General features: G+C 67.0%; 10 protein-coding genes. 6 read left to right on the forward strand and 4 right to left on the reverse strand.

The window, feature by feature from the left end; translation table 11 throughout:
- Nucleotides 1–4: 4 nt before the first annotated feature.
- Nucleotides 5–604: an IMPACT family protein gene (locus ACFPFG_RS32500; RefSeq protein WP_380110001.1), complete on the reverse strand. Its 600-nt coding sequence runs from the start codon at nt 602–604 to the stop codon at nt 5–7.
- A gap of 196 nt (nt 605–800) precedes the next feature.
- Between ACFPFG_RS32500 and ACFPFG_RS32505 the strand changes: the two genes are divergently transcribed.
- The 6 genes from ACFPFG_RS32505 to ACFPFG_RS32530 all read left to right on the forward strand — a co-directional run bounded on the left by ACFPFG_RS32505 (nt 801) and on the right by ACFPFG_RS32530 (nt 7,778).
- Nucleotides 801–971 (forward strand): hypothetical protein, encoded by a 171-nt coding sequence (locus tag ACFPFG_RS32505; protein ID WP_012205835.1) that lies wholly within the window; start codon nt 801–803, stop codon nt 969–971.
- Between the two features lie 236 nt (nt 972–1,207).
- Complete coding sequence (locus ACFPFG_RS32510; protein ID WP_197956096.1) at nt 1,208–2,074, forward strand: helix-turn-helix transcriptional regulator; 867 nt, start codon at nt 1,208–1,210, stop codon at nt 2,072–2,074.
- A 100-nt stretch (nt 2,075–2,174) separates the two neighbouring features.
- Nucleotides 2,175–3,911, forward strand: a complete 1,737-nt coding sequence (locus ACFPFG_RS32515; RefSeq protein ID WP_380110003.1) for an FAD-dependent monooxygenase — start codon at nt 2,175–2,177, stop codon at nt 3,909–3,911.
- Complete coding sequence (locus ACFPFG_RS32520) at nt 3,908–4,147, forward strand: DUF2783 domain-containing protein (RefSeq protein ID WP_312372021.1); 240 nt, start codon at nt 3,908–3,910, stop codon at nt 4,145–4,147. Before ACFPFG_RS32515 ends, ACFPFG_RS32520 begins: the two co-directional genes overlap by 4 nt.
- A 67-nt stretch (nt 4,148–4,214) precedes the next feature.
- Nucleotides 4,215–5,207 (forward strand): AraC family transcriptional regulator, encoded by a 993-nt coding sequence (locus ACFPFG_RS32525; RefSeq protein WP_183021953.1) that lies wholly within the window; start codon nt 4,215–4,217, stop codon nt 5,205–5,207.
- Nucleotides 5,208–5,282: 75 nt separating this feature from the next.
- Nucleotides 5,283–7,778 (forward strand): YgiQ family radical SAM protein, encoded by a 2,496-nt coding sequence (locus tag ACFPFG_RS32530; RefSeq protein WP_183021954.1) that lies wholly within the window; start codon nt 5,283–5,285, stop codon nt 7,776–7,778.
- A 13-nt stretch (nt 7,779–7,791) separates the two neighbouring features.
- Here the strand turns inward: ACFPFG_RS32530 and ACFPFG_RS32535 are convergent, their stop codons facing one another.
- The 3 genes from ACFPFG_RS32535 to ACFPFG_RS32545 form a co-directional block, all read right to left on the reverse strand.
- Nucleotides 7,792–10,254, reverse strand: a complete 2,463-nt coding sequence (locus tag ACFPFG_RS32535; protein ID WP_380110006.1) for an EAL domain-containing protein — start codon at nt 10,252–10,254, stop codon at nt 7,792–7,794.
- A 332-nt stretch (nt 10,255–10,586) separates the two neighbouring features.
- A complete protein-coding gene (locus ACFPFG_RS32540; protein WP_197956100.1) occupies nt 10,587–11,540 on the reverse strand; it encodes a CoA transferase in 954 nt (317 codons plus the stop codon).
- Nucleotides 11,541–11,731: 191 nt separating this feature from the next.
- Complete coding sequence (locus tag ACFPFG_RS32545; RefSeq protein WP_012205827.1) at nt 11,732–12,928, reverse strand: amino acid aminotransferase; 1,197 nt, start codon at nt 12,926–12,928, stop codon at nt 11,732–11,734.
- Nucleotides 12,929–12,985 lie beyond the last annotated feature (57 nt).

Below are 12,985 nucleotides of genomic sequence, written 5' to 3' on the forward strand. Positions count from 1 at the left end.
CATTTCATTCGCCATGGTGGATTTCCATCCACCCCACGCGCCCCTGGCCACCGTCATTGAGGCGGTCTACAAAACCTTCGGCCTGCGACTGCGGCAGGCGCAGATCGAACTGCACCAGCGAGCCATGCTCGACCTGGATCAGTTCGGCGCCTGCCGCATCGATCTCGCGGCGCACCAGGCCTTCCAGCGCATAGGGCACGGCGCAGCGCAGCGATTGCATGCGCTGCAGTGTCACTTTCTCGACGGTCAGCAGGGCCTGGGCCACGGCATCGGTGTAGGCGCGCACCAGGCCGCCCGCACCCAGCTTGACGCCGCCGAAATAGCGCACCACGGTGGCCAGCACGCCTTCCAGGTCCTGGTGGCGCAGCACGTCCAGCATGGGGCGGCCTGCCGTGCCGCTGGGCTCGCCGTCATCGACGGCAGCCGACTGGCCACCTGCCAGCAGAGCCCAGCAGACATGGGCGGCGCCGGGGTGCTCGCGCCATAGCGCATCGACCACCGCCTGGGCGCTGGCGCGATCGGCCATGGGCTGCACGCAACCGATGAAGCGGCTTTTCTTGATGATGAGTTCGCTGTGCGCGGGCGCGCGGAGTGTCTGTGGCATGGAGGCCGGCAAGCTTACCCTATCGTCCCTGGGCCCGGGTTTGGTCCATGGATTCATTACGCCTTTATTACGAAGCGCTACACATTTGTGAGCATGCGTACCTTGTGTCATTTCAGCTTCAGAGGGTTGCATCCAGGTTTGTCCTACAGAAATCGTGAAGGATTCGCAGTAAGCTTTCTGTCAAGGAGGCGCAACCATGAACACCCCACCTTCCCGCGATCCCGTTCTCACCGAACACACCTTTGGCCGCGATCATTTCAGTCCCCCGCCCATGGCGCTGGAGCAAGCTGGTCAGGACCATGAAGCCGCTGGCGGCGGCATTCCTCTGGATCTGGACCAGCGCATCCGCAACGTCGGCGAATGGTGATGGCAGGTGCCGCCTGGCCAAGGGCCTGCAGCGGCATCAGTGCTGTCAGGTCCGGCTGGACCGTGCAGCGGCCCGCCGACAGGCGGTGACCCTCAAGCGAACAGGCCGCGAACCAGGCGCAGCAGGCTCTTGCCTCGCTGCGCTGGATTTATCATTTCCAGTTTCCAATTTCCACGTACCTACCCACCCAGGCCGGCTGCGCGAAGCGCCGGCCTTTTTGCATTCCTGCAGGAACCATGAGCATTGACACCGGCCGCAGCCATTGGCTGCTGGCGCCTGCCTCCGCCAGCGACGCCAGCCTGCCCGTGCCCCTGGGCGATGTGACGGCGCTGCTGGAGCAGGTGGGCCGCTCCAGCGGCAGCAGCGACGAGGTGGCCGGGCAGTTGCTGCATTTGCTGGGCCGGCACGTGCCGCTGGCGCAGTGCACCATCTTTTCGTTCCAGGGCCGATCGCGGCCGCGCATCGTGGGTTTTGGCGACCGGGCACGCACGGGGGCGCTGCCCATGATTTCGCAGGACTACAGCGAGCGCTTCTATCCGCTCGACGGCGCACAGCGCGTGATGCAGGCCGAACTGGCGCGGCAGCAGCGCGACCCGCAGGCTCCCGCGCGCGTCTGGCTGCATCGCCAGCGCCCTGGCGATGTCAGCCATCCCGAATACCGCCATGTCTGCTACGGGTTGCCGCGCCTGGTGGAACGGCTCTCGCTGCTGACCCTGCAGCCTGGCGCACGGTGGCTGGCGGTGAACCTGTACCGGGGCGAGGAGCACGGCTGCCTTGATGCGCAGTCCATTGCACGCATCGAAGCCTTTGTGCCCCTGGTCATGCAGGCCATGCGCCTGCACTATGCGGGCCAGGCGCTGCAGGACGATTTGGCGGGGTTGGTGCTGGCGCGCCTGGCCGGGCGCTTCTCCCATCTCACGCAGCGTGATCTGGACGTGGTGCGCTGCGTGATCGAGGGGCTTGATGCCGAGCGGCTGGCGCAGCGCCTGGGCATCACCGTGTCCAGCGCGCGAACCTATCTCAAGCGGGTCTGCGCCAAACTGGGCGTGCAGGGGCAGCGTGAGCTGTTTGCCTTGTTGATGGCGCCCGAGGCGCTGTCCTGAGCCCAGGGGCAGGCGTCTCGGTATGTCCCCATCCGGGGACATCACCATGGCCGGTGCTGCCTACACTGCGCCCTGAACAAGACGCACGATGGAGACCCCCATGCACCAGCCCCATGCCCAGCCCAGGCAGTCCATCTACTACCGGTACCAGGTGCATCGGCCCTGGCTGCCATCGGAGCATCAGGGGGTGCAGCGGCACCCTGTCGTCATCGTCGGAACGGGGCCGGTAGGCCTGACCACGGCACTGGAGCTGGCGCGCCACGGGCAGCGATGCGTGCTGCTGGAGTCCGAGCTGCAGGTATCCGAAGGCAGCCGCGCCATCGTCTTCACGCGCCGCTCCATGGAGATCCTCCAGCAGGTGGGCGTGGCCGGGCGGGTCAGCGAGAGCGGGCTGCCATGGCGCTTTGGCAACTCCTTCTACCGGGGCCAGCGCGTGTTTCGCATGGAAGCACCGCACAGCGAGGACGACCGCTTCTTCCCCATGACCAACCTGCAGCAGCAGTTCCTGGAGGAGTACCTGGTCGATGCCGTGCTGGCCCATCCGCTGATCGAGTTGCGCTGGGGCAACCGCGTGGAGCGGGTGGAGCAGGCTGGCGAAGGCGCTGCTGCAAAAGCGCGGCTGCAGGTGGACACGCCCGAGGGGCCGTATGCGCTGGAAGCCGACTGGCTGGTCGCCGCCGATGGCGCACGCTCGGGCATACGCACGGCCATGGGCCTGGTCATGGAAGGGGCGTCATACGAAGGCCGCTTCGTGATTGCCGACATCCGCATCGACCTGCCGCTGCCCACCGAGCGACTGGCCTTCTTCGATCCGGTGTGGAACCCCGGCAACACCATCCTCATGCACCGCGAGCCGCACGGCATCTGGCGCGTGGACTACCAGTTGCCTGCGGGCGAAGATCCGCAGCAGGCACTGCAGCCCGAATCGCTCAAGGCGCGCATCGACGCGCAACTGGAGATGATCGGCTTTGGCGGCATGCCCTGGGAGATGGACTGGAGCTCGGTCTACTCGGCACGCGCGCTGACCTTGCCGGACTATGTGCACGGCCGCGTGGTCTTCACGGGCGATGCGGCCCACCTGCTGCCCATCTTCGGGGTGCGCGGCGCCAACACCGGTTTCCAGGACGCCCAGGCACTGGCCTGGCGCCTGGCCCTGGTGGCGCGCGGCGTGGCCCCGGCCCGGTTGCTGGACAGCTACAGCAGCGAGCGCGTGGGCGCGGCGCGCGAGATTGTCGAAGAGGCCGGCAAGAGCACGCGCTTCATGGCGCCGCCTTCGCGCGGCTTCCGGCTGCTGCGCGATGCCGTGCTGTCGCTGTCGCTCACCCAGGCCTTCGTGCGCCCGCTGTACCACTGGCGTACATCACGCCCCCATGAGTACGCCTGCTCGCCCCTCAACAGCAGGGACGACGACAACCATTTGTTCAAGGGCGGCCCCGCCCATGGCGCGCCGCCGCAGAACGTGTGCCTGGCGCCGGACGACTATCTGCTGGACCACCTGGGCGGCGGCTTCGACCTGCTGTATTTCACCGATGGCTCGGCCGTGCCGCCCGCGTTGAGCGAGGTTGCCCGCGTGGTGCGCGGCCGCGGCGTGGGCCTGCGCATCGTGGCCATCTCCAGCCAGGCGGAGCCGCAGCCAGTTCAGGGCGCCGACCTGACCCTTTCCGATGGTCAGGGCCGCTGCCGCGAACGCCATGGCGTGCCTGCCGATCCACCTTCTGGCGCCGCCTACCTGCTGCGGCCCGACCAGCATGTCTGCGCACGCTGGCTGGCGCTGGATGCGCGGCGCCTGCAATCCGCACTCGACAACGCCACCTGCACGCAAGGAGCCCAGGCATGAGCCAAGCACCCACTTCGCCCGACACGCTTGAATCGTCCGGCACCCTGGATATCGCCGGTCTGGAGGCCGTCTACGACCAACTGGCCACGGCCATTGACGCGGCAGGCCCGCAGCAATCCGAGCTGTTTCTGGTCAAGCTGGCGCTGCTGGCAGCCGAGCGGCTGGGCAGCGCCCAGCAGTTCTCCGAGCTGGTGCAGGCGGCGCAGCAGGATCTCCAGCCTAGGGTAAACCGCTAGCCCTGCGGGGTGGTTGCGTGGCCGGCGCTGGCTAACATCGGCCCGGAATCAAGGATGCCACGACCCCATGGATGTGCTGAGCGAAGTTCTCGATATTTGCCGGTCAGAGCGCGCCGTGACGGCGCGTTTTGCGCTGACCGCGCCGTGGAGCCTGAAGTCCACCGGCGTCACGGGCGCCATGATCCGCATGGCGCGCGGCGCGCCTTACTGGATACAGGTGGAGGGCATGCAGCCGCTGCGGGTCGAGCCCGGCGACCTGGTCATGCTGCCCATGGGTGCGGCACATGTGGTGGCCTCGGACCTGGGCATGGCCTGCGAGCTGTTCTCGCGGCTGATCTCCCGCCATGCCGAAGGCCCGCAGGACGAGAATCCGCTGGTCTTCAGCCATGGCGGCGGGGGCGAGGCGACCGACATGTTTTCGGCCCTGCTGTGGTTTTCAGCCTATTGCCGGCATTCGGTATTCCGCATCCTGCCGCCGCTGATCCACATCCGCGCAAGCGATCTGCCGCTGGCCGATTGCCTGGCCACCACCATGCAGTCGCTCACCCTGGAGACGCTGGCGCGGCGCCCGGGCTGGCGCCTGTCGGCCGCGCGCATGGGCGAGCTTTTGCTGGTCAACATCCTGCGCGAGCACCTGGCGCGCGAGGCTGCCGTGGGTGAAGGCTGGCTGCGGGGCCTGGGCGATGCCTGCATTGCCCGCGCCATTGTCTGCATGCACCGGGAGCCGCAGCGCAGTTGGAGCGTGGAGACGCTGGCGGCCGAGGCCGGCATGTCGCGCACCCGCTTCAGCATGCGCTTCAAGCAGCTGGTGGGCGCCACGCCCATCGGCTACCTGACGGCGCACCGCATGGCGCTGGCCGCCCAGCAGATGGAGGCCGGCGGGCTGTCATCGGCCCGCATTGCGGAGAATGCGGGCTACGACTCTCCCAAGGTGTTTGCGCGGGCCTTCCGCCGCTGGTCCGGGCATACGCCCAAGGCCTATCTGGCGCAGGAGGCCGCGAAGAGGTCGGGCTGGCAGCAGCAGGAGGGCCATATCAGAGGGCTGGAGCAAGACCCTTAGCGTGCAGGGTTGACTGCTGAAACGTACACTGGCCGGTTCCTTCCGCACAGGCTCCCAGAAGCCGAACCGCCCATCATGAACGCCCCCGTTGACGTTTCCTTTTTCCATCGCGCTGCCAAGCCGCTGACCAGCTACCGACCGTACTGGGCCAAGCGCTTCGGCACGGCCCCGTTCCTGCCGATGAGCCGGGCCGAGATGGACCAGCTTGGCTGGGACAGCTGCGACGTGATCCTGGTGACGGGCGATGCCTATGTGGATCACCCCAGCTTCGGCATGTCGGTGATCGGCCGGGTGCTGGAGGCGCAGGGCTTTCGCGTGGGCATCATCGCCCAGCCCGACTGGCAGAGCGCCGAGGCCTTCAAGGCCCTGGGCCGTCCCAACCTGTTCTGGGGCGTGACGGCGGGCAACATGGATTCGATGATCAACCGCTACACGGCCGATCGCAAGATCCGCTCCGACGATGCCTACACGCCGGGCGACGTGGGCGGCAAGCGCCCTGACCGCGCGGCCATTGTCTACAGCCAGCGCTGCCGTGAGGCATACAAGGACGTGCCCATCGTGCTCGGCGGAATCGAGGGCAGCCTGCGCCGCATCGCCCACTACGACTACTGGAGCGACAAGGTGCGCCGCTCCATCGTGGTGGACAGCAAGTGCGACATCCTGCTGTACGGCAACGCCGAACGCGCCCTGGTCGAGGTGGCCCACCGCCTGGCCGCGCGCGAGCCGGTGGAAAGCATTACCGATGTGCGCGGCACGGCCTTCTTCCGCCGCGAGTCGGAAGCGGGCTGGTTCGAGCTGGACTCCTCCGTGGTGGACGAGCCCGGCGTGGTCGAGCCCCACATCAACCCCTACATGACCACCAGCGAGCAGGCCGAGGCCCAGGGCCAGTCCTGCTCCAAGGAAGAGGGTGATGCCGCCGCGAAGCCGGACGGTGCCTCGGTCGCCGCCGTTCAGACCATCCAGTTCGTACCCAATCCGTCGCTGCGCGGCAAGGGCAAGCAGCCGCCGCGCGACAAGACCGTGCTGCGCCTGCCCAGCTACGAGCAGGTCAAGGCCGATCCCATCCTCTACGCTCACGCCAACCGCGTGCTGCACCTGGAGACCAACCCCGGCAATGCACGTGCCCTGGTCCAGGCCCACGGCGAGGGCGTGACCGCGCGCGATGTGTGGCTGAACCCGCCCCCCATCCCGCTGACCACGGCCGAGATGGACTGGGTCTTCGGCCTGCCCTATGCGCGCAGCCCCCATCCCAGCTATGCCGACGCCAGCGGCAGCCATGAGGGCGAGACCAAGATCCCGGCCTGGGAGATGATCCGCACCTCGGTCAACATCATGCGCGGCTGCTTCGGCGGCTGCACCTTCTGCTCCATCACCGAGCATGAGGGCCGCATCATCCAGAGCCGTTCCGAGGAGTCCATCATCCAGGAGGTCGAGGACATCCGCGACAAGGTCAAGGGCTTCACCGGCACCATCTCCGACCTGGGCGGCCCTACGGCCAACATGTACCGCCTGGGCTGCAAGAGCCCCGAGATCGAGGCCGCCTGCCGCAAGCCCAGCTGCGTGTTCCCGGGCATCTGCCAGAACCTGCACACCGACCACGCTCCGCTGGTCAAGATCTACCGCCGCGCGCGCAATCTGCCGGGCATCAAGAAGATCCTGATCGGCTCGGGCCTGCGCTACGACCTGGCCGTGAAGTCGCCCGAGTACGTCAAGGAACTGGTCCAGCACCATGTGGGCGGCTACCTGAAGATCGCGCCCGAGCACACCGAGTCCGGGCCGCTGACCAAGATGATGAAGCCGGGCATAGGCAGCTATGACCGCTTCAAGCAGATGTTCGAGCAGTTCAGCGAGGAAGCGGGCAAGAAGCAGTACCTGATTCCGTACTTCATCGCGGCCCACCCGGGCACCAGCGACGAGGACATGATGAACCTCGCCATCTGGCTGAAGAAGAACGGCTTTCGCGCCGACCAGGTGCAGACCTTCTATCCCAGCCCCATGGCCACGGCCACGGCCATGTACCACTCGGGCCGCAACACGCTGACCAAGGTGCGCCGCGAGATGCGCGACGTGAACGAGGAGTCGGTGGACATCGTGCGCGGTGAAAAGCGCCGGCGCCTGCACAAGGCCTTTCTGCGCTACCACGATCCCAACAACTGGCCGCTGTTGCGCGAGGCCCTGAAGGCCATGGGCCGTGCCGACCTCATCGGCAACGGCAAGCAGCACCTGATCCCCACCTTCCAGCCCCTGGTCGATGGCGGCTACCAGAGCGCGCGCCGCAAGAACAGCACCCAGGGCACGGGCGTGGCCGCGCGTGCCGTGGTATCCCAGCAAGGCAAGGCCTACGCCCTCAACAAGGCCGGCGGCAAGAATGCCGGGCCGGGCAAGGTGCTGGCAGAGTCGCGCGAGCCTGCGGGCGATGTGCGTTTCCGTTCCAGCCAGCCCCAGCCGGGCCGCATGCTGACCCAGCACACGGGTCTGCCGCCGCGACCCGGTGTGGGCGGTCCTTCCCGTTCTGCGGGCGCTGCCGGTTCGGGCCGCAAGGCGGCGCCGGGCGGTCGCAAGCCGCGCTGACGCGCCTTTGCCTCTAGCTGGCGGCCGGCGCCAGCGTGCCCTGCCATTCGCGGCGGGCAGCATGGGCACCGCTTTCGAAGTACTGCGTGTCCAGCGGCACGGGCCGTGCCAGGGCAAAGCCCTGTGCATAGTCCACGCCCACGGCCTGCAGGGCCTGGGCGATTTCCCGGCTTTCCACATACTCGGCCACCGTACGCTTGCCCAGGATATGGCCTATGCGGTTGATCATCTCCACCATGGCGTGGTTGCTGGGGTCCTGGAGCATGTCGCGCACAAAGCCGCCGTCGATCTTCAGGTAGTCCACGGGCAGCTGCTTCAGATAGGTCAGCGAGGACATGCCCACGCCGAAGTCGTCCAGCGCAAATCGGCAGCCCAGCGTGCGCAGGGCCTGGATCAGCCTGGTGGCACTGGACAGGCTGGCGATGGCGCTGGTCTCGGTGATCTCGAAGCACAACAGCTGCGGCGCGATGCCGTGCGTGCTCAGCTGCGCCTGCACGAAATCCAGCAGTCCGTCGTCGTCGAGGCTGGGGCCTGACAGATTGATGGCGCAGGTGTCGATATGGCGCAGTGCGGCCGGATGCTGGGCCAGCGTGGCCAGCGTTCTGGCGATCACCCAGCGGTCCACCGTGGGCATGATGCCGTAGCGCTCGGCCGCGGGAATGAAGGTGGCCGGCGAGATGATCTGGCCCTGCTCGTCGCGCAGCCGCAGCAGCACCCCGAAATGCAGGCCGCGCTGGCCGTCGGGCTGCAGCGGTGCAATGCTTTGGGCGTACAGGCAAAAGCGCTCCTGCTCCAGCGCCGTGCGTATGCGCGTCACCCATTCCATTTCGCTGACGTGGCGCGTGTACTCGCCATCATCGCTGCGGTAGACATAGATGCGGTTGCGGCCGCGCTCCTTGGCGCGGTAGCAGGCCATGTCGGCCATGCGCAGCAGGTCCTGGGCCGATTGCACTTCGCCGCCTATGTGCACGAGGCCGATGCTCAGCCCCGTGCGCAGCACCTGCTTGCCCCAATGAACGTGCAGGGCCTCGGCAGCCTGGCGCAGCTTTTCGGCAATGCGCAGGGCGGGCTCGGGCGGACAGTTCTCCAGAAGAACGCCGAACTCGTCGCCGCCGAGGCGGGCAAGGGTGTCCGTCTCGCGCAGATTGTGCAGCAGCAGACGGCTGACCTCGCACAGCATTTCGTCGCCCGCCGGATGGCCGCAGGTCTCGTTGATGAGCTTGAACTGGTCCAGGTCCATGTACAGCAGGGCTGCGGGCCGCAACCTGTGCTGGCCCTGGTTGAGCAGGCGCTGCAGGCGCCGCTCGAATTCCACGCGGTTCTCCAGCCCGGTCAGACCGTCGTGGCTGGCATGCCATGACAGCTGGTCCAGATACTGCTGCTCGCGCGAGACATCCCTGAGCACGATCACCGCACCCGCCGGGCGCTCCCCGCCGCCGCTGATGGCCGAGCCCATGAGCTTGACCGGCACGATGCTGCGGTCATGGCGCCGCAGCCAGCGCGTGTGCTCCTCGCGCAATTGCTGGCCCGACAGCAAATGTGCCAGCAGGCTTTCCGCGGTCTGGGTGGTATCAATGCTGTTGAAATGCAGGCCCTTGGCCAGGTGCCGGCCCTTGAGCTGCTGCTCGCTGTTGCCCAGCAGGCCCAGCGCGGCGGGATTGGCATAGTCCACCACGCCCTGGGCGTCCGTGGTGATCACGGCGTCGCCCAGCGAGGCCAGCGTGGTCTGGGCCCTTTCCTTTTCGGTCAGCAGGTCGTTTTGCACCTGCTGGCGCTGCTGCAGCATGCGCCGCGTATGCCAGAGCGCCACCAGGATCAGCGCCACGCCCAGCACCAGGTGAATGCCCTGCAGCCACATCACCATCTGCCGGGAGCTGCGGCCCAGCGAGGCGCTGAACTGCTGGGTGGCGGGTGTGACGCCGGCATTGATCTGCTCGATCTCGCGCTTCCAGGTGATGACGTCCTCGGCGCTCACGCTTCCCACGGTGTGACGCTGCTCTATCTCCTGCGCCAGCCGGTCGAGCTGCTGCAGGTACTGGTCGCCCTGTTTCCAGTAACGATAGGGCTCCTCCAGCAGTTCGACATGGCGAAAAGTCTGCATCAGCCAGATCAGCGCGTCGGCATCGTCTGGGTGGTTGCCCCCCAGCAGAATGCCGGCGCGCGCGTCTTTGATCCTTGCCGGCACATCATCCAGCGCCATGCGGGCCTGCCAGTCGCCTGCAGGAACGACCATGGCCTGCTCGAAGCGTGCCAGGTCACGCGCCGAGCCACTGTCCACATATCGACTCAGGGCGTAGATGGCATCTTTCTGCGCCTTGGACCACAGGCTTTCCCCGGCCACGAAGGCCCGCACCGCAGACACCAGGTACAGGCTGCCACTGGCCATGAATACCAGCACCACGACCACCAGCACCAGGGGCCAGATGCGCTGCACCAGCTGCAGTACCGGCACATGGGCTGGGGGCTGGCTTTGCATGGGCGGAGCAGGGCAGGGTTGGCCGTGTGGGCGGCTCAGGCGCTGGCGCCAATGCGCCGCAGGGCTGGCGCCGAATGGCTAGGTGGCTGACGCATCCCGGATATCCGGGCGGTTGATGAATGTTCTCGAACCATGGGGCTGCCTCCAGATAAGCCGATTATGGGTGTTTCCAGATGTGTTCGGGTTGTCCGGTTGTATGCGCAACTCCGATTTAAGAGGAGCGGGCTATCGCGGTAAAGAGGGTCATTGGCAGCAGTGTGCCCGTATGCTGCGGCCAGCCATGACCTGCGCGGCTTGTAGGTTGCGGGCAGGTGGTGCTTTTCGGTATCCGCCTACAAGCGAGGCAGTGCCGAGGGCTGGTTGGGAAGAGGGTGCAGGGGCAGATCGTGCTGCTCGGCCAGGTCTGCCAGCTCGGCGCAGGACAAGGGGGCCAGGAAGGCCTGCAGGGCGGCATGCATGGCGGGGCTGCGCATGCTGGCGATGCTGCCATCGCCATTCACCGACGCCACGGCGCACAGGCGGGCCGCGAAATGCGGCTCCAGGGCTGCCACGGCCACCGATCCATCGGCGCAGGCGTAGACGCGATAGCCTGCGTGCGCGCCGCCCACATCGCCATCGGGCCGGGTCAGGCCCCAATGCCAGGGCAGGGCCAGCCACTGCGCGGCCTGGGCCAGGCCTGTTTCCTGGAGACTGCCGCGGCCGCTGCGCTGGCGCAGCAGCCAGGCCTTGAGCACGGCTTCGCTGGCCATCAGTGCACCGGCCATGTCGGCAAACAGGCTGGGTGGCATGGCGCCTTTCTGTACCAGACCTGCCTCGGCCTGATAGGTCAGGTCATGGCCCGGCACATCGGCCAGGGCTCCCGCGCTGCCGACGATGCGCACCAGCGACAGCTGCGGATGGCGCTGCTGCAGCGACGCCCAGTCCAGCCCCAGCTTGGCCAGTGCGGCGGGGCGGAACGAGGTGAGCAGGATGTCGGCGCTGTCCAGCGCCTTGCGCAGCGCGGCCTGTCCGTCCTCGGTCTTGAGCTGCGCCTGCCAGACGGCGATGCCCTGGTGCATGTCGGCATAGGCCTGCGGGCTGTACAAAGCCATCGGGTCCGCTCCGGCAGGCCCTGGCTGCGCAGATGGCGGCTCCAGCTTGCTGCACTGCGCGCCCATGTCCGCGCAGCGCATCAGGGCTGCAGGTCCGGGCAGGTTCAGGGCCAGACTCAGGATCCGGACGCCGGACAGTGGCAGCCCGTCGGGGCAAGAGGAGGTGGAGGCAGCGAGGCAGGCGTGATCAGGCATGGGAATGGAGTGTCTCGTTCTTCATTCGATGTTTCGGCTGCCCGCATGATCGCACCGGTGTTCGCGCAGACCTGGCGCATACCGGACTGCGAGGATGCAAAACCCGCCCGCACAAAGAAAATGCCGCCAGGGCAGGGCGCGCCGGCGGCATGCTTTGCAACCCGGCGCAGGGCCGGGTGGCTGGGTGACGGTCAGACCACCTTGGCGATCGACTGGCAGACGTAGTCGATGTTCTTGCTGTTCAGCGCGGCCACGCACATGCGGCCCGTATCCGTGCCGTAGACGCCGAACTCGGTGCGCAGGCGCACCATCTGGTCCTTGCTCAGGCCGGAGTAGCTGAACATGCCGATCTGGGTGGTGATGAAGCCCATGTCCTGCTGGACACCGGCAGCCTTCAGGCCGTCAACCAGCTTCTGGCGCATGGCCTTGATGCGCACGCGCATCTCGCCCAGTTCCTTTTCCCACAGGGCGCGCAGCTCGGGGTTGTTCAGCACGGCGGCCACCACGGCGCCGCCATGGGTGGGCGGGTTGGAGTAGTTGGTGCGGATCACGATCTTGAGCTGGCTCAGCACGCGGGCCGCCTCTTCCTTGTCGTTGGCCACCACCGACAGTGCGCCCACGCGCTCGCCGTACAGGCTGAAGCTCTTGGAGAACGAGGTCGAGACGAAGATGTTCAGGCCGGCAGCCACGAACTTGCCGATCACGGCGCCGTCTTCGGCAATGCCGTGGCCAAAGCCCTGGTAGGCCATGTCGAGGAAGGCCACCAGGCCCTTGGCCTTGACGGCGGCGATCACCTGGTCCCACTGCTCGGCCGTGATGTCATAGCCGGTCGGGTTGTGGCAGCAGGCGTGCAGCACCACGATGGTGCCGGCGGCTGCCGCGTTCAGGTCGGCCAGCATGCCTTCGAAGTTCACCTTGCGGTTGACTGCGTCGTAGTAGGCATAGGTGCCCACTTCGAAGCCGGCATTGGTGAAGATGGCCTTGTGGTTTTCCCAGCTCGGGTCGGAGATCAGCACCTTCGCGGCGGGGCTGATCTTCTTGAGGAAGTCGGCGCCGATCTTCAGGCCGCCGGTGCCGCCGATGGCCTGCACCGTGGACACGCGGCCGGACTTGACGACGTCGGACTCGGCGCCGAACACCAGGCCCTTGACTGCGGCATCATAGGCAGCGATGCCGTCGATGGGCAGGTAGCCGCGGGCCGTGGGCTTGTCCATCATCGCCTTCTCGGCGGCCTGCACGCATTCGAGCAGGGGCAACTTGCCGTTGTCGTCGAAGTACACGCCCACGCCCAGATTCACCTTGCTGGGGTTGGTGTCGGCAGCGAACTGCTCGTTCAGACCCAGGATGGGGTCGCGGGGGGCCATTTCGACGGCGGTAAACAGAGACATGAAGCGTCCTTGGGATGTCTTGGGAGGTGGAAAAAACGCGGCTAGCCCCAAGCTACG

This window comes from Delftia deserti, from assembly GCF_042653485.1.
Lineage (GTDB): Bacteria > Pseudomonadota > Gammaproteobacteria > Burkholderiales > Burkholderiaceae_C > Comamonas > Comamonas acidovorans.

What these genes read in the sequence shown, in the direction of transcription:
- ACFPFG_RS32500 (WP_380110001.1), bottom strand. Translation starts at nt 604, where the DNA reads ATGCCACAGACACTCCGCGCGCCCGCGCACAGCGAACTCATCATCAAG.
- ACFPFG_RS32505 (WP_012205835.1), top strand. Translation starts at nt 801, where the DNA reads ATGAACACCCCACCTTCCCGCGATCCCGTTCTCACCGAACACACCTTT.
- ACFPFG_RS32510 (WP_197956096.1), top strand. Translation starts at nt 1,208, where the DNA reads ATGAGCATTGACACCGGCCGCAGCCATTGGCTGCTGGCGCCTGCCTCC.
- ACFPFG_RS32515 (WP_380110003.1), top strand. Translation starts at nt 2,175, where the DNA reads ATGCACCAGCCCCATGCCCAGCCCAGGCAGTCCATCTACTACCGGTAC.
- ACFPFG_RS32520 (WP_312372021.1), top strand. Translation starts at nt 3,908, where the DNA reads ATGAGCCAAGCACCCACTTCGCCCGACACGCTTGAATCGTCCGGCACC.
- ACFPFG_RS32525 (WP_183021953.1), top strand. Translation starts at nt 4,215, where the DNA reads ATGGATGTGCTGAGCGAAGTTCTCGATATTTGCCGGTCAGAGCGCGCC.
- ACFPFG_RS32530 (WP_183021954.1), top strand. Translation starts at nt 5,283, where the DNA reads ATGAACGCCCCCGTTGACGTTTCCTTTTTCCATCGCGCTGCCAAGCCG.
- ACFPFG_RS32535 (WP_380110006.1), bottom strand. Translation starts at nt 10,254, where the DNA reads ATGCAAAGCCAGCCCCCAGCCCATGTGCCGGTACTGCAGCTGGTGCAG.
- ACFPFG_RS32540 (WP_197956100.1), bottom strand. Translation starts at nt 11,540, where the DNA reads ATGCCTGATCACGCCTGCCTCGCTGCCTCCACCTCCTCTTGCCCCGAC.
- ACFPFG_RS32545 (WP_012205827.1), bottom strand. Translation starts at nt 12,928, where the DNA reads ATGTCTCTGTTTACCGCCGTCGAAATGGCCCCCCGCGACCCCATCCTG.